Origin of the sequence: Alteraurantiacibacter aquimixticola (assembly GCF_004965515.1) — a bacterium.
Classification (GTDB): Bacteria; Pseudomonadota; Alphaproteobacteria; order Sphingomonadales; family Sphingomonadaceae; genus Alteraurantiacibacter; species Alteraurantiacibacter aquimixticola.
In genome coordinates, this window is record NZ_SSHH01000001.1 from 1279391 (window position 1) to 1303860 (window position 24470).

At 63.7% G+C, this 24470-nt stretch carries 23 protein-coding genes and 1 tRNA gene; 20 read left to right on the forward strand and 4 right to left on the reverse strand.

Going from position 1 to position 24470, the window contains the following annotated elements; all coding sequences use genetic code 11:
- Positions 1 to 28: 28 nt before the first annotated feature.
- A complete protein-coding gene (locus E5222_RS05930) occupies positions 29 to 3277 on the forward strand; it encodes a TonB-dependent receptor domain-containing protein (protein WP_169053501.1) in 3249 nt (1082 codons plus the stop codon).
- A gap of 265 nt (positions 3278 to 3542) precedes the next feature.
- Positions 3543 to 4457, forward strand: coding sequence for a DUF8021 domain-containing protein (locus tag E5222_RS05935; RefSeq protein WP_136692757.1), 915 nt, complete (start codon positions 3543 to 3545; stop codon positions 4455 to 4457).
- Between the two features lie 26 nt (positions 4458 to 4483).
- On the opposite strand, the gene E5222_RS05940 is transcribed toward E5222_RS05935, so the two are convergent.
- From E5222_RS05940 to E5222_RS05950, 3 genes are all read right to left on the reverse strand, one after another.
- The gene (locus E5222_RS05940) at positions 4484 to 5380 is read right to left on the reverse strand and encodes a hydrogen peroxide-inducible genes activator (protein ID WP_136692758.1); all 897 of its coding nucleotides are present in this window, start codon (positions 5378 to 5380) and stop codon (positions 4484 to 4486) included.
- On the reverse strand, positions 5377 to 6594 hold the full coding sequence (gene rnd, locus E5222_RS05945) for a ribonuclease D (protein ID WP_136692953.1): 1218 nt from the start codon (positions 6592 to 6594) through the stop codon (positions 5377 to 5379). Before rnd ends, E5222_RS05940 begins: the two co-directional genes overlap by 4 nt.
- A gap of 204 nt (positions 6595 to 6798) precedes the next feature.
- The gene (locus E5222_RS05950) at positions 6799 to 7758 is read right to left on the reverse strand and encodes a hypothetical protein (protein ID WP_136692759.1); all 960 of its coding nucleotides are present in this window, start codon (positions 7756 to 7758) and stop codon (positions 6799 to 6801) included.
- A 143-nt stretch (positions 7759 to 7901) separates the two neighbouring features.
- Here E5222_RS05950 and aspS point away from each other — a divergent pair, with 143 nt between their 5' ends.
- From aspS to E5222_RS05995, 9 genes are all read left to right on the forward strand, one after another.
- Positions 7902 to 9692, forward strand: coding sequence for an aspartate--tRNA ligase (gene aspS, locus E5222_RS05955; RefSeq protein ID WP_136692760.1), 1791 nt, complete (start codon positions 7902 to 7904; stop codon positions 9690 to 9692).
- Positions 9693 to 9771: 79 nt separating this feature from the next.
- Positions 9772 to 10704: a tetratricopeptide repeat protein gene (locus E5222_RS05960; protein WP_136692761.1), complete on the forward strand. Its 933-nt coding sequence runs from the start codon at positions 9772 to 9774 to the stop codon at positions 10702 to 10704.
- 107 nt (positions 10705 to 10811) lie between these two features.
- The gene (locus E5222_RS05965) at positions 10812 to 11048 is read left to right on the forward strand and encodes an acyl carrier protein (RefSeq protein ID WP_136692762.1); all 237 of its coding nucleotides are present in this window, start codon (positions 10812 to 10814) and stop codon (positions 11046 to 11048) included.
- Positions 11049 to 11150: 102 nt separating this feature from the next.
- On the forward strand, positions 11151 to 12410 hold the full coding sequence (gene fabF, locus E5222_RS05970; protein ID WP_136692763.1) for a beta-ketoacyl-ACP synthase II: 1260 nt from the start codon (positions 11151 to 11153) through the stop codon (positions 12408 to 12410).
- Positions 12411 to 12424: 14 nt separating this feature from the next.
- Entirely contained in the window at positions 12425 to 13396 is a 972-nt protein-coding gene (gene mltG, locus E5222_RS05975) for an endolytic transglycosylase MltG (RefSeq protein ID WP_136692764.1), read from the forward strand.
- Positions 13393 to 13908 (forward strand): 2'-5' RNA ligase family protein, encoded by a 516-nt coding sequence (locus tag E5222_RS05980; protein ID WP_342773169.1) that lies wholly within the window; start codon positions 13393 to 13395, stop codon positions 13906 to 13908. The genes mltG and E5222_RS05980 overlap by 4 nt, the downstream gene beginning before the upstream one ends.
- A 27-nt stretch (positions 13909 to 13935) precedes the next feature.
- Positions 13936 to 14610 (forward strand): cyclic nucleotide-binding domain-containing protein, encoded by a 675-nt coding sequence (locus E5222_RS05985; RefSeq protein WP_136692765.1) that lies wholly within the window; start codon positions 13936 to 13938, stop codon positions 14608 to 14610.
- Positions 14611 to 14694: 84 nt separating this feature from the next.
- A tRNA-Met gene (locus tag E5222_RS05990) sits at positions 14695 to 14771 on the forward strand.
- A 70-nt stretch (positions 14772 to 14841) separates the two neighbouring features.
- A complete protein-coding gene (locus E5222_RS05995; protein ID WP_136692766.1) occupies positions 14842 to 15540 on the forward strand; it encodes a Crp/Fnr family transcriptional regulator in 699 nt (232 codons plus the stop codon).
- A 106-nt stretch (positions 15541 to 15646) separates the two neighbouring features.
- Here the strand turns inward: E5222_RS05995 and E5222_RS06000 are convergent, their stop codons facing one another.
- Complete coding sequence (locus E5222_RS06000; RefSeq protein ID WP_136692767.1) at positions 15647 to 16333, reverse strand: OmpW/AlkL family protein; 687 nt, start codon at positions 16331 to 16333, stop codon at positions 15647 to 15649.
- Positions 16334 to 16551: 218 nt separating this feature from the next.
- On the opposite strand from E5222_RS06000, the gene ccoN reads away from it, so the two are divergent.
- The 9 genes from ccoN to E5222_RS06045 are packed head-to-tail and all read left to right on the forward strand — an operon-like array spanning position 16552 to position 24458.
- Complete coding sequence (gene ccoN / locus E5222_RS06005; protein WP_136692768.1) at positions 16552 to 18204, forward strand: cytochrome-c oxidase, cbb3-type subunit I; 1653 nt, start codon at positions 16552 to 16554, stop codon at positions 18202 to 18204.
- Between the two features lie 11 nt (positions 18205 to 18215).
- Positions 18216 to 18980: a cytochrome-c oxidase, cbb3-type subunit II gene (gene ccoO, locus E5222_RS06010; protein ID WP_136692769.1), complete on the forward strand. Its 765-nt coding sequence runs from the start codon at positions 18216 to 18218 to the stop codon at positions 18978 to 18980.
- On the forward strand, positions 18977 to 19150 hold the full coding sequence (locus E5222_RS06015; RefSeq protein ID WP_136692770.1) for a cbb3-type cytochrome c oxidase subunit 3: 174 nt from the start codon (positions 18977 to 18979) through the stop codon (positions 19148 to 19150). The genes ccoO and E5222_RS06015 overlap by 4 nt, the downstream gene beginning before the upstream one ends.
- Positions 19140 to 20069 (forward strand): cytochrome-c oxidase, cbb3-type subunit III, encoded by a 930-nt coding sequence (gene ccoP, locus E5222_RS06020; protein WP_136692771.1) that lies wholly within the window; start codon positions 19140 to 19142, stop codon positions 20067 to 20069. Before E5222_RS06015 ends, ccoP begins: the two co-directional genes overlap by 11 nt.
- Positions 20056 to 21513 (forward strand): cytochrome c oxidase accessory protein CcoG, encoded by a 1458-nt coding sequence (gene ccoG, locus E5222_RS06025; protein ID WP_136692772.1) that lies wholly within the window; start codon positions 20056 to 20058, stop codon positions 21511 to 21513. Before ccoP ends, ccoG begins: the two co-directional genes overlap by 14 nt.
- Complete coding sequence (locus E5222_RS06030) at positions 21513 to 21959, forward strand: FixH family protein (protein WP_136692773.1); 447 nt, start codon at positions 21513 to 21515, stop codon at positions 21957 to 21959. The genes ccoG and E5222_RS06030 overlap by 1 nt, the downstream gene beginning before the upstream one ends.
- Positions 21956 to 24076, forward strand: coding sequence for a heavy metal translocating P-type ATPase (locus E5222_RS06035; RefSeq protein WP_281276739.1), 2121 nt, complete (start codon positions 21956 to 21958; stop codon positions 24074 to 24076). The genes E5222_RS06030 and E5222_RS06035 overlap by 4 nt, the downstream gene beginning before the upstream one ends.
- Positions 24073 to 24231, forward strand: coding sequence for a cbb3-type cytochrome oxidase assembly protein CcoS (gene ccoS / locus E5222_RS06040; protein WP_136692774.1), 159 nt, complete (start codon positions 24073 to 24075; stop codon positions 24229 to 24231). The genes E5222_RS06035 and ccoS overlap by 4 nt, the downstream gene beginning before the upstream one ends.
- Positions 24228 to 24458, forward strand: a complete 231-nt coding sequence (locus tag E5222_RS06045) for a hypothetical protein (RefSeq protein ID WP_136692775.1) — start codon at positions 24228 to 24230, stop codon at positions 24456 to 24458. The genes ccoS and E5222_RS06045 overlap by 4 nt, the downstream gene beginning before the upstream one ends.
- Positions 24459 to 24470 lie beyond the last annotated feature (12 nt).

Below are 24470 nucleotides of genomic sequence, written 5' to 3' on the forward strand. Positions count from 1 at the left end.
TTTTTGAGGGGAGGGAAGTATAATGACAATGGGTAACAAGGCTCGTCTCGGCATCGGAACCGCCACCTGCGCAATCGCGCTGGTGCTGGCATCGCAGCCCGCTTACGCGCAGGACAGCGATCTCGACGAGGTGGTGGAGCAGGAGAACACCATCGTCGTCACTGGCTCGCGCATCCTGCGCCGCGATTTCGAGGCGAACAGCCCGATCGTGACGGTGGACCAGAGCACGATCGAAAACCGCTCCGCCGTGGGGATCGAGGATACTCTGAACGAGCTGCCGCAATTCGTGCCCGCAGGGTCGGATGCGATTGCCAGCTCCGCCGGCACCGCCTTTTCCGGCGCCAATGCGGCACCCGGCGCGGCGACGGTAAACCTGCGCGGTATCGGCACCAACCGCACGCTGGTGCTGGTCAATGGCCGCCGTGCGCAGCCGGTCAATGCCGCGCTGCTGGTCGACCTCAACACCATTCCCACCGCCGCTATCGAGAATGTCGAGGTGATCACCGGCGGCGCCGCCGCTGTCTATGGCGCGGATGCGATCGCGGGCGTGGTGAACTTCATCCTGCGCGACGATTTCGAGGGGATCGAGCTCAGCGCGCAGGCGGGCATTACCGAGCAGGGCGATGGCGAGACCTATCAGGGCAGCGCGCTGGTCGGCGGCAATTTCGCCGATGGCAACGGCAATGCGATGATCGGCGCGACCTGGTCCAAGCGCGAGGAAGCATTGCAGCGTAATCGCGACTTCTACACCGATGCCTGGGCCGATCCGGCTACGCAGGCGGGTACGGGCGGGCGTCCGCTGACCGTCGTCAATGTCAGCGGCACCAATTACGGCATCAATTACGATGGCTCGCTGTTCAATCCGGACAACGCCGCCGATTCCGCGGCGCCCTATAACGGGCCGTTGCAGAACCTTGCCGGCGGGGCCGGCTACAAGCTCAATCCCGCATCGCCGAGCGGCACGCGATCGCTGGGCTATATCGATCCGGAAGGGCTCATCAACATACCGCTCACGCGCTGGAGCATCTTCGGTTCGGCGCACTACGACTTCAACGATTCGCTGACCTTCTTCGTGGAAAGCCGCTTCACCCATTCCGAAGCGCTGGCGCAGTCGATCGTCGGTACGGCGCAAAATTTCTGGGCGCTGACCGTCCCGTATGATGCAGCCAACGACGATCCGGATTCGCCCACTTTCGGGGCCAATCAGCAGGCTTTCCATCCCGTCAGCCCGGAACTGGCCGATGCGCTGAATGGCACCGGGCAGACATCCTGGACCGCGGTGCGCGGCCTGAACTTCGCCGGGCGGCTGCTTACCGAGACTACCAGCGATATCTTCCAGCTGACCGCGGGCCTGCGCGGCGACCTGCCGGTCAAGGACTGGTCCTGGGAAATCTACGGGTCGCACGGCAACACCTCTGTCCTCGCGCAGCAGCCGCAAGGCGCGATCTCGCACGACAATATCCAGCAGATCCTGCAGGGGACGGTGGATGGCGGCGCTCCCTCGATCACCATTGACGGGCCCTATGGCGCCGGATGGTCGAACGGGGCGATCTTCAACCCGCAGACCTGCACCAGCGGCATCGGCCTGTTCAATGCCGATGGCAGCGTTCCCGCGCCGCTCCCCGGCCAGGCGGAAGGCGTGGCGATTTCAGAGGATTGCCTGAACTACATCACGCTGGAACTGAACAATATCACGCAGGTGAAGCAGAACATCGTGGAAGCCACCGTGCAGGGCGGGCTCGTTGACCTGTGGGCGGGCGAGGTGCGCTTTGCGCTGGGCGCGACCTATCGCGACGCATCGCTCGACTACAAGCCGGACACTGGCAATAGCGCGGAGCAGGTCACCGTCAACGTGGTGAACCAGATCGTGCTGCCCGCGCAGACCTTCGGCAAGACGGACGTGAAGGAGGCCTTTGCCGAATTGCTCGTTCCCGTGCTGAGCGATGTGCCGCTGGTCAACCAGTTCAACCTGGAGTTGGGCGGCCGCGTGTCCGACTACAAGAATTCGGGCAGCGTCTGGACCTTCAAGGTGCTGGGTGACTGGGAAGTGACCGACTGGTTCCGCATCCGTGGTGGTTTCCAGCGCGCCAACCGCGCGCCCAACCTCTACGAACAGTTCGCGCCGATTGCCGGCTCGATCGGTGCAAGCCGCGATGCTTGCCTCAATATCGAGGGCTTTACCTCGCCTTTCGGCAACCGTCCGGACAACCCCAACCAGGTCAATGTCCAGGTCGCCTGCGAGGAGCTGATCCTGCGCGATGGCGGCTTCGATTACGTAACCTTGGCCGAGGATCCGAACGCGATCGCTCAGGATCCGGCGGATTATCCGAATATCGACCTGACGCGCCTGTCGAACCTGCGCACCTCGCTGGCCTACAATATCAACTTCCCGTTCTCGATCGGGCTGACGCAAGGCAATCCGGACCTGGATTCCGAGGTGGCGGATACGATTACGGTCGGCGCGGTGATCAACTCGCCTTTCGATGCGCCGCTGCTCGATCGGTTCTCACTCTCGATCGACTACTACAATATCGACCTCAGCGGCACGATCGCGCAGCCGACGGGCACCGAGATCTACAGCCAGTGTTTCGACCCGCAGTTCAACCCGGCGATGGCGTCCGCGCCCGGATCGCTTAGCGGTGCCGAGCTGCTGGCGGGCAATCCCTATTGCGACCTTATCATCCGCTACCCGTTCGACCTGTTCGGCAATCGCGCCGCGCCGGAAAGCGGCACGGACCGGACGTATCGGGCGCAGTTCATCAACAAGGGCGGCACCAAGACCTCCGGTATCGATGTGGCGCTCAACTGGATGGGTGACCTGCGCGATATGGGCATTGGCGCCGATGGTTCGCTGTCGATGAACCTGCAGGCGAGCTTCCTGCTGAATTACGAGGAGTCCTCCTTCGAGGGGGCGGACTTCGTCGACTACACCGGGACGCTGGAGAACCAGTCCTACGATTACAAGCTGTTCGGTTCGCTCAGCTATATGTGGGATAACGGTTCGATCGGTATTCGCGGGCGCTACCTGCCTTCGATCGATCCTTCGCCATTCGCCGGGCCGGGCACGCTGGGTACCGATTCCTATGCCGAGTTCGCCCTGTTCGGCCGGTACAACATCAACGAGGCGCTGGAAGTGCGGGCCGGCATCGACAACCTGTTCGACATCAAGCCGCGCATTGTCGGGGCGGACGCGCTCGACGCGGCGCGCGGTTCCACGATCCAGACCTACGATACGCTGGGCCGCCGCTACTACATGGGCGTGCGTTACCGGATGTAGGCCTTGTCCCGGGCGTGACCGAAGGCCTCTGAGCCTCCCCGTCCGGTGCGTCGGCGATCCGCAACTCCCTTGCGGTGTCGAAGGCGTACCGGGCACTTGAGGGGCCGAGAATGTCACGCCCATCTTGGCCCCGGGAATGCGGGGGTCGCGCAGCATTCCCGGGGTTCGCTTTTACCGGCGACCGCCTCGGAGACCTTGCCGCATGACCCACCGCAGACTCGCGCTCGCCGCCTCCTTGTTGTTTGCACTTCCGGGAGCTCCGGCGTTGTCGCAGCCGCAGGAGGTTCCGGCCTGCCAGCGCGAATGCCTGGAAGGCTGGGTGGATCGCTATCTGGCGGCGATGCGTGACGGCAATGTCGATCCGGCGCTATTCTCCGCCAATGTTCGCTTCACCGAAAATGGCGTGGAGCTGCCGCTGGGCGGTGAAGGGCTTTGGTACGGCATGAGCGGCATCGGCAGCTACAAGTTCTATGTGCCCGACATCGAAACGCAGCAGGTCGCTTTCATCGGGACGGTGAGAGAGACGATGGGTGGATCGGGGGCGTCCGGCGAGCCGGACGTGGTCGCCATTGCCCTGCGCCTGAAGATCGAGGGGGAGCGGATTATCGAGATCGAGCAGCTCGCGATCCGGCCCAGCAGCACCAACAGCTCCAACAACGATTTTCCGCCAACCGGCGAAGGCGTGGAGGCGATGGGCAGCCTGCACCCGATCTTCGCCGAAGTGATTCCCGAGGCCGAGCGCCCATCGCGAGAGGAGCTGATCCGCCAGGCGGATTACTATTTCGAAGGCCTGCAGCGCAATGACGGGCAGGGCTATTACAACTTCACCGACGACTGCATCCGCTTCGAAAACGGGGTCGATGTGCTCGGGCCGCGTGGCGAGAGGACGGAGCGGCTGACCTGCAAGGGGCAGTTCGAGAACAATTTGCGCGGTATCGTCAGCCGGGTCCGTGACCGTCGCTTCGTGGCGGTGGATCGCGAGCGCGGCATCGTCTTCGCTTTTGGCTTTTTCGACCATCACCAGATCAACTGGACCTGGCAATTGGCCGAGCTTTTCAAGATCGAAGATGGCGATATCCGCCGGATCGAAGCGGTGTTCCATCGCGCGCCCTTCGGGATGAATTCGGGCTGGAGCACGCATGAGCAGGGCATGAGCGAGGAAATCCAGAGCGTGCGCTGACGCCTGCGGGCATGGCAGGGTGCGGATCAGCCCGCGCGCAGCTCTTGCGCCAGCAGCCGGAATTCCTCAGCGCGCGGTGAATTGGTGCGCCAGATCAGCGCGATCTCGCGGCTGGTGTGCTTGCCCTTCAACGGGCGCGCAACGACATTGGTGTCGTGCAGGATCCCTGCCTCGATTGCCATTTCGGGCAGCATGGTGAGGCCAAGGCCGTTATCGACCATCTGTACAAGCGTGTGCAGGCTGGTGCCGATCATCGTCGCCGAAGCGCGCATTTCCGGGCGGTTGCAGGCAGCGAGCGCGTGTTCCTTCAGGCAATGCCCGTCCTCCAGCAGCATCAGCCGCCCTTCGTCGATCATGCCTGGTGGGATCTCGGCCGGGGGATCGCGCGGGTCGTCCTTGGGGAAGGCGACATATAGTTTGTCTTCTCCGATCGTCTCGCTCTCCACCTCTCCCGTCGCGAAGGGCAGGGCGAGCAGCACGCAATCGGCGCGGCCATGGTGGAGCGATTCCACCGCATGGTCGGATGTTTCCTCGCGCAGGAAGAGTTTGAGCTGAGGCCGTTCCTGCCTCAGGCGCGGCAGGATCCGGGGCAGAAGGAAGGGCGCGATGGTCGGGATGACGCTCATGCGCAATTCGCCCGAGAGCGGTTTTCCCGCCGCCTGGACGAGGTCGGACAATTCCTCCGCCTCGCGCAGCAGGCGATGCGCCTTGTCCACCACCTGGTTGCCCAGCGGCGTGAAGCGCACCACGCGGCGGCTGCGCTCCACCAGCGTCACGCCCAGCAGCGATTCGAGCTCGCGAATGCCGGCGGACAATGTTGATTGCGAAACGAAGCAGCTTTCCGCCGCGCGCCCGAAATGCCCATGCTCATGCAGCGCGACGAGATATTGCAGCTGCTTGATCGTGGGGAGGTAGGTGCTCACTCCGCCGCGTCCGCCTCTTCGGCATGGACCATCGCATCGCCATTCGCCACATCGTCGATATGGGTCATCTTCAGCCGGCCCTTCTCGACCGCGAAGGCGAGCTTGCCTTCTACCAGTTCGAGCGCGTCCTTGCCGAAGACCTCATAGCGCCAGCCTTCGAGGATCTGCAGCTCGCGCACACCGGCGGCGAGGGCTTCCAGCTCGTCCGACTTGGTCAGCAGGCGCGATGCCACGTCGATCTCGCGGCTACGGATCTTGAGCAGCAGCTTGAGCAGGTCTGCCACCAATGCGCCTTCCTTGCCCAGCGGCGCGCCGCGCTTGGGCTTTTCGGGCATTTCGGACGGGTCGAGCGGTTCGGCATTCTTGAGCACGCGCATCAACCGCTTGCCGATATCGTTTTCCCGCCACGCCTGTGACAGGCCGCGTACCTTGGCGAGGTCGGCCTGCTTCTTGGGCGGATGGCTGGCGATATCGGCCAGAGTTTCGTCGCGGATGATGCGGCCGCGCGGAATATCCTTGTCCTGCGCCTCGGTCTCGCGCCAGGCGGCCAGCGCCTTCATGCGCCCGAGTACTTGCGGATTGCGCCCCGGTGCCCGGATGCGGTGCCATGCCTGGTTGATATCATTGGCGTAATTGGACGGATCGGCGAGCTTTTCCATCTCCGCATTCAGCCACATGCCGCGATCGGTCTTGATCAGCTTGTTCAGGATCTTGGGGAATATCTTCGCGAGGTAAGTCACGTCGCCGATGGCATATTCGATCTGCCGGTCGGTCAGCGGGCGGCGGCTCCAGTCGGTAAAGCGTGCGCCCTTGTCGATCGTCTTGTTGAGCCAGCTTTCGACGAGATTGGCATAGCCGATCTGTTCGCTCTGGCTGATTGCCATCATCGCGATCTGCGTGTCGAAGATCGGGTGGGGCGTCTTGCCGGTGAGGTTGTAGACGATCTCCACGTCCTGTCCGCCCGCATGGAAGACTTTCAGGACCTCCTCATTCTCGCACAAAAGGTCGAGCAGAGGTGCAAGGTCGATTCCGTTTGCCAGCGGATCCACCGCAGCGGCTTCCTCCTCATTGCCGATCTGGATCAGGCAGAGCAGGGGATAATAGGTGTTCTCGCGCATGAATTCGGTGTCGACGCACACGAATTCGCTTTTCGCCAGCCGCTCGCAAAGCTCGGCCAGTTCTTCGGTCTTGGTAATAAGGGGATGTATGTTCATCATCTTCGTCATGTCTGGTGGGCGGTGCACCGCCCGTCGGCTCAAAGGCCCGGGTTTTTCCCCTTCCGGCGCCATTGCACAGGCACCGCCTCCTTCCGGGGTTAGCCAAGGCCCTTAACGCGCCAGGAGGCGTGAGCCAATCACCCGGTGGCGAAAATTCCCCAATCCAGAGGGACTGTTGCTGCCAAGCCTCGCTTGAGGGAGCTAGCGAAACAGGAAGCCGAGCAGGCCCCCGCGACGCGGTTTCTCTTCCTTCGATGGTGTGGGCGAGGGCTCAGGCTGGGCAATCCGGCGGCGCAAGTCGGCCCCGGTAGGCACGGGCTCGGCGGCCTTGCTGTCCCCGGCGTCCTGCGGAGCCTGTTTCTGGGCAGGAGTGGCGGGCTCCGCTTCGGGCTCGGAGGGCGGGGCAGGAGTGGGAGCCGGTGCCTCTACTTCTGCCATTGGCGGCGGTTCGACCACATGGCCGGCGCTTTCGTCAACCGAGACGACGGGGGCATCGAAAAAGGGAAAGTCTTCATTACTGCCAACCAGCACCGCCATGGCGCGCGGCAGGCCTTTCGCCCTGATCGCATCGCGCACTGCGAGGTGCAGAAGGACGGCCGAGGCGCAGGAGGAGAGCAGGTAAGCGTCGCCTTCCGCGCCGTCCCTGTTGCGGTTGCTGGCATTGGCGGTGACCGCTCCATAGAGCGGCGACATGCCTTCCACTTCGATCAGGTTGTCGATGTCCTCGAAACAGCCCTGCCATTCCGATCCACCGGCCAGATATCCCCTCAGCAGCGTCTCCCTGTCGGCCGAGGAAAAGGCCATTTCGGGAATGTCGGCATAGTAATTCGTCTCGATATAGGGGGCGAGATGGCCCTCGGCGTCAGGTTCGGCGCCCACATGACCGGGCCAGCTGAAATCGATCCCCAACGCGGTGATCGGCTTTCCCGCCTTGTCGAGCCATGCAAACCGCTCGGCCAGATCGTCCCAGCCCACCAGCGTGATATCGCCGGCCTGCGTTTCCAGTGCCGCCGCCACCATGGGATCGCTTTCGCCGGAGAGCTGCGACAGTTTGCGCCGGACCAGCACCAGTGCCGGATCGGGCCGTCCATTGCGCAGCATCTGCTCCACGGATTTGCGAAAATCCGCCCGCGCGTCTGCACCGTCGAACACCGCGTTCATCACACCCCTACCTTGCCAAAGTCTTGGACCCGTTATGCATAGTGCCTTAAAAAGAGGTTGGCCTACAAGGCACCCGCTCTGGATTTCCTGACGCGGGTCTTCTAAGGGCGCGCCTTTCCCAATTCACGGTATTTGAAGACACGATGACCACCCACGCTTTCCGCACCCACACATGCGCCGCCCTCAACCAGGACAATGTCGGCGATAGCGTTCGCCTGTCTGGCTGGATCCACCGCAAGCGCGATCATGGCGGCGTTCTGTTCGTCGATCTTCGCGATCACTACGGCATCACGCAGATCGTGGCGGACGAGGATTCGCCCGCTCTGCCGGTGCTCGATGCGCTGAAGCTGGAAAGTGTGGTCACCATCGATGGCGACGTGAAGGCGCGCGCTGCCGAGGCGGTGAACCCGAACCTGCCGACCGGCGCGATCGAGGTCTTCGCCCGCGACGTGACCGTGCAGAGCAAGGCAGAGGAACTGCCGCTCCCCGTCGCTGGTGAGCAGGATTATCCGGAGGATATCCGCCTCAAGTACCGCTTCGTGGACCTGCGCCGCGAGACGATGCACGCCAATATCATGCTGCGTTCGCAGGTGATCTCGTCACTGCGCCGCCGCATGCAGGACCAGGGCTTCACCGAATTCCAGACCCCGATCCTGGCCGCCTCCAGCCCCGAAGGCGCGCGCGACTATATCGTGCCGAGCCGCCTGCATCCGGGCACATTCTACGCGCTTCCGCAGGCACCGCAGATGTTCAAGCAGCTGCTGATGGTCGCCGGTTTCGACCGTTATTTCCAGATCGCACCCTGTTTCCGCGACGAAGACCTGCGCGCCGACCGGTCGCCCGAATTCTACCAGCTCGACTTCGAGATGAGCTTCGTCACGCAGGAAGACGTGTTCAACGCCATCGAGCCGGTGCTGGCCGGCGTGTTTGAGGAATTCGCGAACGGCAAGACGGTCACCCCGGCGGGCACCTTCCCGCGCATTCCCTATGCCGAGACGATGCTGAAATACGGCACCGACAAGCCCGACCTGCGCAACCCGATCGTGATCAGCGACGTTTCGCATCACTTCGAGAAGTCGGGCTTCGGCATTTTCGAGAAGATCGTTGGTTCGGGCGGCGTCGTCCGTGCGATCCCGGCGCCGAACACGCATGAGAAGAGTCGCAAGTTCTTCGACGAGATGAATGACTGGTCGAAGCGTGAAGGCTTTGCCGGCCTCGGCTATGTCACCCGCAAGGGCGGCGAATTCGGCGGCCCGATCGCCAAGAACCACGGGCCTGAGAACATGGCCAAGCTCTATGAGGAGCTGGGGCTGGGCGAGAATGACGGCCTGTTCTTCGCCGCGGGCAAGGAAAAGGAAGCCGCCAAGCTGGCGGGCGCCGCGCGCACCCGTACCGGCGAAATCCTCGAACTGATCGAGCAGGGCTGTTTCAAGTTCTGCTGGATCGTCGATTTCCCGATGTTCGAGTATGATGAGGACCTCAAGAAGGTCGATTTCAGCCACAACCCCTTCTCCATGCCGCAGGGTGAGATGGAAGCGCTGGAAAGCCAGGACCCGCTGGAGATCAAGGCGTGGCAGTACGACATCGTCTGCAACGGCTATGAGTTGAGCTCGGGCGCGATCCGGAACCACCGTCCGGACATCATGTACAAGGCCTTCGAGCTCGCCGGTTACACCAAGGAAGATGTCGACCGCGACTTCTCCGGCATGATCGAGGCGTTCAAGCTGGGCGCACCGCCGCACGGCGGCTCGGCCCCTGGCATCGACCGCATTGTGATGCTGCTGGCGGATGAGCCGAATATCCGCGAGGTGATCGCCTTCCCGCTTAACCAGAAGGCGCAGGACCTGATGATGGGCGCTCCCTCCGCCGTCAGTGCGCGCCAGCTGCGCGACGTGCATATCCGCACGGTGGAACCGCCGAAGGCGCAGGGCTAGGGAACGGGCAGCGCGCGGCTTGCAGTGCCGCGCCGCCTTTCCTACGGTTTCTTCAGGATCAATCCTGGGGAGACTGCACGTGCTGGGGCAAGCAAGAGGCGTGGCCTTTTACGCCATGGCATCGCTGGCACTGTGGGCGACACCGGCCTCGGCGGAGACGTTGCGCATTACAGGCGTCTACCCGGCAGACAGCGATGGCGCGGCGGCACTCAACGCGATCATGGTCGACAAGTTCACCGGCATTGACGGTCCGGCGCTGTCCTCCACCGTCGCCACCCGCCTGCGTGAGGCGCAGATCGATGGGGAATCCTATTTCGCCATCCTCGTCCCGCCCTTTGCCGAGGACGCGGAAGCCGTGCTCAAAGGGCATGCCGAGCCGCGCTATTCTGAGACCGAGTACACCTCCGAACGCGAAATCTGCTGGACGGAGGACGATCGCGGCCGCTGCACCGAGCGGCGCGAGGTCGAGCTCGATTGCCTGCGAGTGACCATCCACCTGCGCCCGCAAATGCAGCTGATCGCGGCCAATGGCAACGAGCTGTGGCGGTCGGACAGTGAGAAGCAGCGGCAGATGTCGTTCTGCCCCGAATTCGACGACGCGCCCGATGCCGACCCGCATATCAGTGCCATGATCGGGGAATTCGCGCTGGAGGCGCGCCATGCGCTGGCGCCGGTCTATCGCGACGACGATATCCGCATCATGGAGCGCCGTCGCGGCCTGTCTGGCAATGATCGCAACGCCTTTCGCGATGCCATTCGCCTGACCGGCAGTAACGAAGCGGCGGCCTGCGACGAATTCGCCAGACTGCATGCGACCAATCCTGATCACCCGGCACTCAGCTTCAATGTCGGCCTTTGTGCCGAGCAGCGCTACGACATCGACGCAGCGCAAGCGGCTTATCGCCATGCGTTGCAATTCGAGGATTCGGACGATGAGGCCGAGGCCGGACTTATCCGCCTGGACGAGCGAATGCGGGCGGACATGCAACTGGCCAATCATCACGGTCACTGACCGCCACGTCGTAAAGGCTGCAAATCTGGGCCTTACGGCCCTTGCCAGCCCGCCCGCCAGTCTCTAGGGCGAAATCAAATTCAACCTGTGTTTCGAGAGGGAACCAAATGAGCGATACCGCCGACCGCGTTAAGAAGATCGTTGTCGAGCATCTCGGCGTGGAAGAGGATAAGGTCACGCCCGATGCCAGCTTTATCGACGATCTGGGTGCAGACAGCCTCGACATCGTCGAGCTGGTGATGGCTTTCGAAGAGGAATTCGGCGTCGAAATTCCCGACGATGCAGCCGAGAAGATCAACACTGTCGGTGACGCGATCAAGTTCATCGACGATAACGCGGGCTAAGTACCCGTCACCCCGGTCGCGAAACGGCCCGCCGGACGCGGACGGGGAGGGAAGGCTCAGCCATCGCGGCTGGGCCTTTCGTGATTTTGGAGAGAGAATGACATGCGGCGAGTGGTCGTAACCGGAATTGGCCTTGTCACCCCCTTGGGTGCGGATGTGGAAACCACCTGGGCGAACCTTCTCGCCGGGAAAAGCGGCATCGGCCCGATCACCAGGTTCGATGCATCGGACCAGAAGTGCCAGATCGCCGGCGAGGTAAAGCCCGCCGACCATGAATGGGGCTTCGATCCGAACAAGCGCGTGGACACCAAGGTGCAGCGCCAGGTCGATCCCTTCATCGTCTATGGTATCGATGCAGCCGGACAGGCGCTGGAAGATGCCGGCCTCACCGAAATGGACGACGCGACGAAGGAGCGCGCCGGCTGCTCGATCGGTTCGGGTATCGGCGGCCTGCCGGGTATCGAGCTGGAATCGGTGAACCTGCATGAACGTGGCCCCGGCCGCGTCTCGCCGCACTTCGTCCATGGCCGCCTGATCAACCTCATCTCCGGCCAGGTCTCGATCAAATACGGGCTGATGGGGCCGAACCACGCGGTTGTGACCGCGTGTTCCACTGGTGCCCATTCGATCGGCGATGCCGCGCGTATGATCCGTGACGACGATGCCGACATCATGCTGGCGGGCGGCGCGGAAGCGACCATCTGCCCGATCGGCATTGCCGGTTTCGCCCAGGCGCGCGCGCTCAATTGCAGTATGAACGACCGCCCGACCGAGGCGAGCCGCCCCTATGACAAGGACCGCGACGGCTTCGTAATGGGTGAGGGCGCTGGCGTCGTCGTGCTCGAGGAATATGAGCATGCCAAGGCGCGCGGCGCGAAAATTTATGCCGAAGTGGTCGGCTATGGTCTGTCGGGCGATGCCTATCACGTCACCGCGCCGCATCCGGAAGGCAAGGGCGCAGAAGCTTCCATGCGCATGGCGCTGAAGAAGGCCGGGCTGGAAGCCACGGATATCGATTACGTCAATGCCCACGGCACCTCGACCATGGCCGATACGATCGAGCTCGCTGCGGTGAAGCGCGTGCTGGGTGACGATCTTGGCGGTGCCTCGATGAGCTCCACCAAGAGCGCCATCGGTCACCTTCTGGGCGGTGCGGGCGCGGTCGAATCGATCTTCTGCATCCTCGCCATCCGCGACCAGATCGTGCCGCCCACGCTCAACCTGCACACGCCCGATGACGGGACCAATGGCGTCGACCTCGTCCCGCTGACCGCGAAGAAGCGTGAAGTGAAGGCGGCGCTCAACAACAGCTTCGGCTTCGGCGGCACCAATGCCTCGCTGGTCGTGAAGAAGGTCGACTGAAGGGAAAATCTGCCATGAAGCGCGCCATCCTCGCGCTTGCAGCCATCGTCGTTGCCGTCGCGCTGGTCGGCGCGGCGTGGCTGGGGCTGGGCTGGTATGGCTCGGGCCCGGTGAAGGAGGATACTGCCTTCATCGTCCCTTCCGGCTCCACGCTGACTTCGGCGGCGCGCAAGCTGGAGGAGGAGGGGCATATCCATTCCGCCGACGGCTTCCTGCTGCGCGCGAAGTTCTTCGGCAGTTCGGACCCGATCAAGGCAGGCGAATTCCTGCTGCCCGCAGGGGCTTCTCCGGCGACCATTCTTGACACGTTCCAGCATGGCGAGGTGATCCGCCGTTTCGTGACCATTCCCGAAGGCATGCCCAGCGTGCTGGTGCACGAATCGCTGATGGCCGAACCGCTGCTGACGGGTGAGATTTCCGTGCCGGAGGAAGGCTCTGTCCTCCCCAACACCTATGATTTCGAGCGGGGCGAGAGCCGCGCTGCAGTGCTCGCGCGGATGCAGGCGGCGATGGACCAGGCGATTGCCGAGCTGTGGCCGACACGCGGACCGCGTAGCGTGGTGAATTCGCCGGAAGAGGCGGTAGTTCTCGCCTCGATCGTCGAGAAGGAAACCGGCGTGCCGTCCGAACGCGGCATGGTCGCCGGCCTCTATTCCAATCGGTTGCGCGAAGGCATCCGCCTGCAGGCCGACCCGACGATCATCTATCCGATCACGCAAGGCCGCCCGCTCGGCCGCCGTATCCGCCGTTCGGAGATCGACGCGGTGAACGACTACAATACCTATTCGATGGCGGGACTGCCGCGCGGACCGATCACCAATCCGGGGCGCGAAAGCCTCGCCGCGGTGCTCAATCCGGACGAGACCGACGCGCTGTTCATGGTTGCCGACGGCAGCGGAGGGCACGCCTTTGGCCGCACGCTGGCGGAGCATCAGGCCAATGTCGAAAAGTGGTATGCTATCCGCCGCGAGCGCGGGGAGATGTGAGCATCGGTAACGATCCGCTGATCGTGACCGCGGAACTGCCGCAGGACCTCTATAGCTGGGCGAACCAGCTCAGGACCGAGCATTTCCCGCCCGAGCGCAATGTCCTCAAAGCCCATGTCACCCTGTTCCACGCCCTGCCGCCCAGCGCGGAGGGCGAGGTACGCGATTGCCTGGCGCGATTGGCGGCGGAAAACCCGCCCGTGCCTGCGCGGCTCGAAGGGGTCATGAAGCTGGGGAAGGGCACGGGCCTCCAGATTTCCAGCCCGGGAATGATCGCTTTGTGGGAGGAGATGGCCGATCGCTTCCATGGCATGCTTACCCCGCAGGACGAACATCGCCCGCGCCTGCATATCACCGTGCAGAACAAGGTCTCTATCGAGGAGGCGAAGGCGTTGCAGGCGGACCTCTCCCTGCGTGTCGAACCGCGCGATTTTGCCTTTCGCGGGCTGGAGCTGCATGCTTACAAGGGTGGGCCGTGGGAATTCCTCCAGCGCTGGAGGTTTCGCGGCTGACTTGGTCCCACGGGATAGGTGGAGGGCATGATGCAGGCATTCTTCGGTCCCGACGCCATGCTGCTGCAAGTCGCAGCGGTTCTGCTCATCATCGCCATGATCGTGCCGGGAGAGCGCAGCGTGAGGCTCTTCGCCCTGCTGAGCGGGATTGCCGCGCTGGGACACTTCGTGTTCTTCGCCGCCGATTCGTCCGGACTTGGCTGGGTGATCGTCTTCCTCATTGCCAATGGCCTGCGTTACGGCGCGATGCTTTATCGCTCCCGCCGCGGGCTGATGGACGCGCATGAGCGCGAGCTGATCGAGAATGTCCTGAAGGTTGAGGAACCCGCGCAGCAGCGCCGCCTGCTCGACCTGCTTAAATGGCGCGACGTGGTGATGGGCGATGTGTTGATGGAGCAGGGGCAGAAGCAGCCACCGCTAATCTACATCGCCAGCGGAGCCGCCGCGATCACGCATGACGGGCGCCAGGTGGGCGTATGCGGCGCCGGTGACTTCCTGGGCGAGATGGGATTGCTCACGGGGCAGGGGGCTTCGGCCACCGTCACCGTGACCAATAGCATGCGCATCGCCAGCTTCGATCGCGACACCCTGATGCGGCTTTCCACCGCCATGCCGGAGCTCTCGCGCGCCTTCGATCACGCACTCAATCGCGGCCTTGCGGCCAAAGTGCTGCGGATGAACCGCGCGGCATCTTCAAGCTGATCGATTTCGCGGTTGACCACTGCGGATGCCCGCCCTAAATGGCGCGCCTTGCCGGAGGCCATGGCGCCCCCGTGCACGCCGGATGGCGGAGTAGCTCAGGTGGTTAGAGCAGCGGAATCATAATCCGCGTGTCGGGGGTTCGAGTCCCTCCTCCGCTACCATTTTCCCAACAAGTTACCGCGTATTTTGCGCGATTGCGTCACGGCTATCGGGCTGTTACGCAAAGCGTCAATGGGATCATGTGACACATGCGTTGTTCGCAACAGGGCGATTTGTGCGGCCCTGGATGGCGACGAGATCGAGGTGCTTAGCACTATCGGGCGGCGAAAGACGCTGTCTGCGGGCGATCCGCTGATCTGGGAAGGCGATGATTCGCTCCTGGTCGCCAATGTGATCGAAGGCATTCTCAAACTCACCAATTCGACCGAGGACGGCCGCGAGCAGATCGTTGGCGTTGTCTATCCTTCGGACTTCATCGGCCGGCCGTTCGGCGCCACCAGCGGCCATTCGGTGACGGCGCTGACCGATGCGCGCGTCTGCGTTTTCGCGCGGTCGGACTTCGATCGCTTTGCGGGCGAACATCCGGCGCTGGAGCACAAGCTTTTGAAGCGCACGCTGGACGAGCTGGACCGCACGCGCAGCTGGATGCTGCTGCTGGCGCGCAAAAGCGCGGAGGAGAAGGTTGCGACCTTCCTGCTCGACATGTCGGAGCGGCTTATCGATGCCAATTGTGAAACGCCGAGTGATGGCACGCTGGAGGAGTTTGACCTGCCTTTCTCGCGCCAGCAGATCGGCGATATCCTGGGCGTGACGATCGAGACGGTGAGCCGGCAGATGACGCGGCTGAAGCGAGAGGGCATCCTTGACCTGCCCACGCGGCGAACGGTGAAGATCCTCGACCGGCCTGCGCTCGAATATATGGCGGGCTAGGTTCGGCTAGAGGTCAACTAGGCTCCGGTTTGGGGGCTCCTAGGCTCACATGAAAAAGGGCGGCCCCGCAGGACCGCCCTTTGTCTTTTCAAATCGGTGTGACCGATCAGAAGCGAAGGCCGACGCCCGCGCTCAGGACCCACGGATCGACATTGTGATCGGTGGAAAGCAGCAGCGCGCCCGTGCTGTCGTACCATTCGGCAGTGGTGCCGACCCAGTACTTCTTGGCGTCGAGGCTGACGAGCATCGAATCGCCGACCGGCACGTCGATACCGGCCTGCAGGGCAACGCCGAGTTCGTCGCTCATGTCGAGGTCTGTCGCACCAAGCGCGGCGAGACCGGCACCGGGTTCTTCGCTGAACCACATGTAGTAGGTCGGGCCAGCGCCGATATAGGGCGACACGCCACCGGGGTTGAAGTGGTACTTCAGCGTGAAGGTGGCGGGAATCACCCGGGCATCCGACACGGCTTCGGCACCGGCCAGCGGACCGGTGGAAACGTCCACATCGTGCTGGGTGACGCAGCAGATCGTCTCCAGCGAGATGTTGGGCGAGAAGAAATATTCGATGGCGACGGTCGGCACGACATTGTTGTTCGCCTCCGTCTGCGTGCCTGCGGGTACACCGAGGTTGTCGGCATTGATCGTGTCGATCTCACCGTCGGGGAGGACGGCGGTTGCCATGATCTTGACCTGGATGCGGGTGTCGCTGTCTTGCGCCATTGCGGGCGTTGCGACCCCTGCGGCGAGAGCCAGCGCGACCGCACTGGAAATCGGGGTGATGAGCTTTCGCATTTTTTGTTCTCCGTTAGGCCGCCATGACTGCCCCCTGCGAGTCATGCTTTACGCGGCGGTAAGGGCAGCTACTCACGTCTGGTTGAGAAAGAATTGACCGGCCTCAAAAAAGCACGACCAAATCGTTCGCATCGCTGAAATTTTCAATTTGATGAGGGTCAATGAGTGAGCCCCTTGCCGGGGCCATTGGCGGACCATTCTCGCAGGGGAAATGGTCAATGGAAGCTCTAACAACTCGCGCCGGCATGTGGTTCGCCATGCTGGTTCTCGCACTCATGGCGGCAGCGCTGGCGCATGACGCCGCCTTTGCCGCGCAGATGGTGATCGTCGCCATCGCCATCGGCGTCGCCCTGTGGTGGACGCTGATGGGCTCGCAAGTGGACAGGTTCGGCAACTGGCTGCGACCTGCCCATGACGAGGGCAAATATGATGACGATCCCATCCGCTGGGGCGTAATCGCCACAATGTTCTGGGGCATTGCCGGCTTTGCTGCCGGGCTGTTTATCGCGTTGCAGCTGGCCTTTCCGGTACTGAATTTCGAGCCTTACCTCAATTTCGGCCGCGTTCGCCCGCTGCATACCAGTGCGGTGATCTTCGCCTTTGGCGGCAATGCGCTGATCGCGACGAGCTTCTACGTGGTGCAGCGTACCTGCCGCGCGCGCCTCGCCTTTCCCGGCCTCGCGCGCTTCGTCTTCTGGGGGTACCAGCTGTTCATCGTGCTGGCGGCGACGGGCTATCTGCTCGGCGTCACCCAGTCGAAGGAATATGCAGAGCCCGAATGGTATGTCGACTGGTGGCTGACCGCCGTCTGGGTCGCCTACCTGGTGGTCTTCGTCGCCACGATCATCAAGCGCAAGGAGCCGCATATCTATGTGGCGAACTGGTTCTACCTCGCCTTCATCCTGACCGTGGCGATGCTGCACATCGTCAACAACCTCGACATGCCGGTGAGCCTGCTGGGCAGCCGGTCCTACCCGGTCTTCGGCGGAGTTCAGGGTGCGCTGGTGCAATGGTGGTACGGCCACAATGCGGTGGGCTTCTTCCTCACCGCCGGCTTCCTCGCCATGATGTACTACTTCGTGCCCAAGCAGGCCGAGCGGCCGATCTACAGCTATCGCCTGTCGATCGTGCACTTCTGGTCGCTGATCTTCCTCTATATCTGGGCGGGTCCGCACCACCTCCATTACACCGCGCTGCCCGACTGGGCGCAGACGCTGGGCATGGTCTTCTCGATCATGCTGTGGATGCCCAGCTGGGGGGGCATGATCAACGGCCTGCTGACGCTGAACGGCGCGTGGGACAAGATCCGCACCGATCCGATCATCCGCATGATGGTCTGGGCGCTCGCTTTCTACGGCATGAGCACGTTCGAAGGCCCGCTGCTGTCGATCAAGGCGGTGAACGGCATGTCGCACTATACGGACTGGACCATCGGCCACGTGCATTCGGGTGCGCTGGGCTGGAACGGCATGATCACCTTCGCCGCGGTCTATTTCCTGGTGCCGCGCCTGTGGGGTCGTGAGCGTCTCTACTCCCTGCGCATGGTGAACTGGCACTTCTGGTGCGCCACGCTGGGCATCGTCTTCTATGCCGCCAGCATGTGGGTCGCAGGTATCCTGCAGGGCTTCATGTGGCGTGAATACGGGGCCGACGGTTATCTGGTGAACAGCTTTGCCGAAACGGTCAGCGCCATGTGGCCGATGTATGTGGCTCGCGCCTTTGGCGGCCTGCTCTACATCGCCGGTGCCGTGATCATGGTCTACAACATCTGGCAGACCATCGCGGGCAAGCTCCGCGAGGAAAAGCCCCTCACCACCGCATCCTACAATGCTGAAGCCGACCGTCCGCTGGTCGCCCAACCCGCCGAGTAAGGGGACTAACGATGAGCGACAACGCAACGAAAGAAGCCCTGAGCGGCCACAAGAAGCTGGAGCGAAACGTCACCCTGCTGGGCGCAGCCGCGCTGGTAACGGTGGCGATCGGCGGCATCGTGGAAATTGCCCCGCTGTTCTGGATCGACAATACGATCGAACAGGTGGAGGGCATGCGTCCCTACACCCCGCTGGAGCAGGCCGGGCGCGACATCTATGTGCGCGAGGGTTGCTATACCTGCCACAGCCAGATGATCCGCCCGTTCAAGGACGAGGTGGAACGCTATGGCCATTACAGCCTGGCGGCGGAGAGCATGTACGACCATCCCTTCCAGTGGGGCTCCAAGCGTACCGGGCCGGACCTGGCGCGTGTGGGCGGGCGTTATTCTGACGAATGGCACGTCCAGCACCTGGCAAACCCGCAGAGCGTGGTGCCCGAAAGCGTGATGCCGCAATATGGCTTCCTCTCGGACGAGCCGCTGGAGTTCGAATATATCGCCGACAACCTCGTGGCGCTCAGCCGCGTAGGCGTTCCCTATACCGAGGCGGATATCGAGCAGGCGCGGCAGGACGTGATCGGCCAGGCCGATCCCGATGTCGCGCCGGGCGATCTCGCCGAACGCTATCCGGGCGCGCAGTCGCGTGACTATGACGGCGATCCCGACCGCATCACCGAAATGGACGCGCTGGTCGCCTATCTCCAGGTGCTGGGCACGATGGTGGATGTGAATGCCGCCGCCGCGCAGGAAGTTCTGGCCGGGGAGAGCGGACGATGAGCTGGCATTCAACCTACGAATTCCTCCGCCATTTCGCGGATAGCTGGGGCCTGTTGGCGATGACACTGGTCTGGATCGGCCTTGCCGCATGGCCCTTCCGCCCCGGAGCGCGCGAGCACAACACGCGCGCAGCCACCATGATTTTCGAGGACCAGAACGATGGCGAATGAAATCCCCCAGGTCGGCAAACGTGTCGACGATGCCACCGGAACCGAGACCGTCGGCCATGAATGGGACGGGATCGAGGAGCTGAACACCCCGCTGCCGCGCTGGTGGCTGTGGACCTTCTATGCCACCTGCGTCTGGGCGTTGGGTTACGTGATCCTCTATCCCGCGATCCCGCTGCTCGACAAGGGCACGGAAGGCGCGCTCGGATGGACCAGTCGCGGCCAGCTGACCGAGGAACTGGCAGCCGAAGCCGCTGCGCGCGCGCCGGTGATGGAGGCGGTCGCCACCACCCCGCTGGAACGCCTGCAGGAAGATGCCGGCCTGATGCAACAGGCCGTCGCCGGCGGTGCCGCGGCCTTCCGCGTTCACTGCGTACAGTGCCACGGCGCCAATGCGGCGGGTAGCGAGGGCTATCCTAACCTGACCGATGACGAATGGCTGTGGGGCGGCGATCTCGCGGCGATCGAATACACGCTAACCAATGGCATCCGCCATCCGGGCGCTACACAGACACGCACCAGCTTGATGCCCGCCTTCGGACGCGACGGCATCCTGTCGGGTGAGCAAGTGAACAGCGTAACCAACTATGTCCTGTCGTTGACGGGCGAGGGCAGTGCCACTGCCGCAGGTGCCGAGCTGTTCGCCAATAACTGCGCCGTGTGCCACGGGGCGGATGGCGGCGGGCTCCGCCAGTTCGGTACGCCCAGCCTCAACGATGCCGTCTGGCTCTATGGCGACAGCCGCGAGGCGATCCGCCGCCAGATCTTCGAGCCGCGCCACGGCGTGATGCCGGCCTGGGAAGAACGGCTCGACCCGGCGACCATCCGCATGCTGGCGGCCTATGTCCATTCTCTGGGGGGAGGGGAAGACTTCGTGGAGGCCGTCGAACTGGCGGCAGCTGAACCCAATGAACAAGACTGACCCGGCCATCCACCACAGCCCGCTGGGCGATTACCAGGCGCGCAAGTCGGTCCATCCGAAGCGCATCGACGGTCCGTTCCGCCGCTTCAAGTGGCTGATCATGCTCGTCACGCTGGGGATCTATTACGGTACGCCGTGGCTCCGCTGGGACCGCGGGCCTTACGCGCCCGACCAGGCGGTGCTTGTGGATGTCGCCAACCGGCGCTTCTACATGTTCGATATCGAGATCTGGCCGCACGAATTCTACTTCGTGGCCGGATTGCTGATCATGGCGGGGATCGGCCTGTTCCTCGTCACCAGCGCTGTCGGCCGGGCATGGTGCGGATATAGCTGCCCGCAGACGGTGTGGACCGACCTTTTCCAGCATGTCGACCGCTTCGTCGATGGCGACCGTAATGCGCGCATGCGCCTGGAAGCGGCGCCGTGGACTTGGGGCAAGGTCACTCGCCGCCTCGCCAAATGGGCGATCTACCTCGTGATCGCCTTCTGGACCGGCGGCGCCTGGATCATGTATTTCGCCGATGCACCGACCATGGTGCGCGACTTCTGGGCGGGGGAGGCGGCACCAGTCGCCTATATCACCGTCGCCGTGCTGACCGCGGCCACCTTCATCCTCGGCGGTTTCATGCGCGAGCAGGTGTGCATCTATATGTGCCCCTGGCCGCGCATCCAGAGTGCGCTGATGGACGAGCATTCGCTGCAGGTGACCTACAAGGACTGGCGTGGCGAAAAGCGTGGCAGTGTGAAGAAGGCGGCGAAGGACCCTGCAGCCTATGGCGACTGCGTCGACTGCAACATGTGCGTCGCCGTTTGTCCCACGGGCTGGGACATCCGCAAGGGGCCGGACATCTCCTGCATCACCTGCGGCTTGTGCATCGATGCTTGCGACCGGGTGATGAAGGATGTCGACCGCCCGCGCGGCCTGATCGACTACATCACGCTGGACGACGCTGAGGCGGAGGCCAAGGGCGCGCCAACGCGGCCAGCGTGGAGGGCGCTGCTGCGGCCCCGGACCATCGTCTATTTCATCGTCTGGTCGGGGCTCGGGCTGGGCCTGCTGTTCCTGCTCGGCACGCGTCAGCATACCGAAATCACCGCCGCGCCCGATCGTAACCCAGCCTACACGGTGATGCGCGACGGATCGGTGCGCAACAATTTCACGGTCAAGCTGCGCAACATGGAAGCACGCCCGCGTGATATGCTGGTCTCGCTCGAAGGTCTCGAAGGCGGCAGCATGTGGAGCGACGAGATCAGCGCCGATGACGCGGCTCGCCAGCTCGAATTCGCCGTCGATGCCGATGCGACCGAGACTTTGCGCATCTACGTCATCGCCCCACGCGGAACGGCGACACAGGACTTCGCCTTCACCGTGGAAGCGCAGGACGAACAGCGCGAAACAGACAGCGTCGATGCGCGCTTCGAAACCCCGTCGGGAGGATCATGATGGAACGCAGGTTTACCGGTTGGCACATGGCGGCGATGATGGTCGCCTTCTTCGGCGTGGTGATCGCGGTCAATGTCACCATGGCGCGCATCGCCATCGGCAGTTTCGGCGGCGTGGTGGTCGAGAATTCCTATGTCGCCAGCCAGGAATTCAATGGCTGGCTGAAGCAGGCCGAGGAGCAGTCTAAGCTGGGCTGGGACGTGTCTACGACGCGCGACGAGATGGGCCTCGTCCATGTCGACGTGACCGGCGCGCCCGATGCGCTGGCCGTCACCGCAAATGCCCGCCACCCGTTGGGAAGCCAGCCCGACCGTCCGCTTACCTTCGCGCGTGTTTCCGAGGGACATTATGTCGCCACCGAGCCGCTTCCCGGAGGACGCTGGATCCTGCGCCTGCAGCTTGCTGCGGGCAGCGATCAGTGGCGTAGCGAGGACGAACTGCCTTGAGCGCGCTGGAGGCCATTCCCGCCGCTGAGTCGGAGACGAGCGTGCTGGCAGTGCCGGGCGCGCATTGTGCGGGCTGCATGAGCAAGATCGAGCGTGGTCTCAATGCTTTACCGCAGGTCGAGAGCGCGCGTGTGAACCTCACTGCGCGCACCGTTACCGTCACCCATGACATCTCGCTCGACGATCATGCGCTGGTGGAGGAGCTGGCGAAGATCGGCTTCGAGGCGAAGCGCCGCAAGAAGGAGAACGCCAAGCCTTTTTCAGCGGTCAAGCCGTTGCTCGGCCCGCTTGCCGTCGCGGGTTTTGCTGCGATGAACATCATGCTGCTTTCGGTCAGCGTGTGGTCGGGGGCCGAAGGTTCGACGCGCCACCTGTTCCACTGGCTCTCCGCGCTGATTGCGCTGCCGGCAGTCGCCTATGCCGGGCAGCCCTTCTTCAAGTCTGCGTGGGGCGCGCTGAAGCACGGGCGCACCAATATGGATGTGCCGATCTCCATTGGCGTGATCATCGCCTGCTGCCTCAGCCTGTACGAAGTGATCGTGGGCGGCGAGCATGCATGGTTCGACAGCGCGCTGATGCTGCTTGCCTTCCTGCTGGCGGGGCGAGTGCTCGATGCGATGATGCGCGACCGCGCGCGCCATGCGGTGGATGCGCTGCTGGGGCAGGCGGCCGAGGGCGCGCTGGTCTTGAGCGAGGGCGGGGCGCTCGAATGGATCGCCGCCGAGAACCTTGAACCCGGCATGGTCATGCGCGTCGCAGCCGGAGAACGCCTGGCGGCCGACGGCACCATCCTGCGCGGCGCGAGCCGTTTCGACCAGTCGCTGCTTACGGGTGAGACCGATCCGGTCGCCGCGCAGCAGGGTGACAAGGCGCTCGCCGGCACGCTCAATGTCGATGCCCCGGTGGATATCGAAGTGAGCCATGCAGGCCGCGACACGACGCTGGCCGAGATCGCGCGACTGATGGAAGCGAGCACGCAGAACCGCAGCCGCTATGTCCGCATCGCCGACCGTGCCGCCCGGCTCTATGCGCCCGCCGTCCACTCGCTGGCCGCGCTCGCCGTTGTCGGGTGGCTGGTGGCGGGGGCGAGCCTTTACGAAGCGCTGGTGATCGGCGTTGCCGTTCTGATCATCACCTGCCCTTGCGCATTGGGCCTCGCTGTTCCGGTGGCTCAAGTCGTCGCCAGCGGATCGCTGCTGCGCGCGGGGATCATGGTGAAGGACGGTTCCGCGCTCGAACGCCTTGCTGGCGTCAATCGTGCATTGCTCGACAAGACGGGCACGCTGACGCTGGGAAGGCCGGTACCCGATGCCGTGACGCTCGATACCCTTTCGGAGGCGGAGGCGGGCATCGCCCTCGCTCTCGCATCGCATAGCCGCCACCCGCTCTCGCGGGGCCTTGCAGATGCCCTGATGGCGCGCGGGGTGGTCCCCGTTTCACTCGAAGAAGTGAAAGAGGTGCCGGGGGTCGGAGTCGAAGCGGCCTGGCAGGGCGTGAAGGTGGCGCTCACTCGCCCGGAAGGCACCACCAGCATGGGCGTGGCGCTGGCGATCGAAGTGCAGCCCACACGGCTGATTCCCTTCGCAGACCGGCTGCGCGATGATGCGCGCGAGGCTCTGGACGGGCTGGCGAAGCTGGGCATTTCCTCCTCCATCATGTCGGGTGACAATGCCCAGGCCGTGGCGCAGGTCGCACGGGAGACGGGGCTGACGGGTCAGGCCGGGGCCTCTCCGGCTGACAAGCAGGCGGCTATCGCGCGATTGCAGGCTGCTGGTAGCCGCGTGTTGATGGTGGGGGACGGGCTCAATGACGGCCCCGCGCTCGCCGCCGCCGATGCCTCCATCGCGCCGGGCAGCGCCAGCGATGTGGGCATGCAGGCGGCCGACTTCGTTTTCGTGCAGGAATCGCTTTCCGCCCTGCCGCGCGCCGTGCGGGCAGCGCGGGCGACGATGCGGGTGGTGAAGCAGAACTTCGCGCTCGCGATCACCTACAATGTGCTGGCGGTGCCGCTGGCGTTGCTCGGTTATGTCACTCCATTGATGGCGGCGATCGCCATGTCCGCCAGCTCGCTGATCGTGGTCGGCAATTCGCTGCGCCTGGTGAGGGCGGCGAAATGAACGGGCTGGTGTTGCTGATCCCCGTGGCGCTGGGGCTGGGCCTGATCGGGCTTGGCGCTTTCTTCTGGGCCATGCGCAGCGGCCAGTTCGACGATCCGGACGGTGCCGCCGCGCGCATCCTGATCGACGACGAGGACGAGGACGAACCGCAATGAGCAGCCCTATCGGCGTTGCCCTCTTCGCGCTGCTGCCCGCCATGGTTGGCCCGCTCCCGCTGGAGCAGGGTAGCCGAGCGCTGGTCCTCGCCATTTGCGGCGGTGGAGAAGCCACCATCAGCCTCGAACGCGAGGACGGCGCGATGCCGCCTCTCGCCACCACGCCATGTTGCGCCAAGGGGTGCCGTAGCAGCGGCAAACGCAAGCTTCTTGATCCAAGCCAATGAATTGAACGGCGG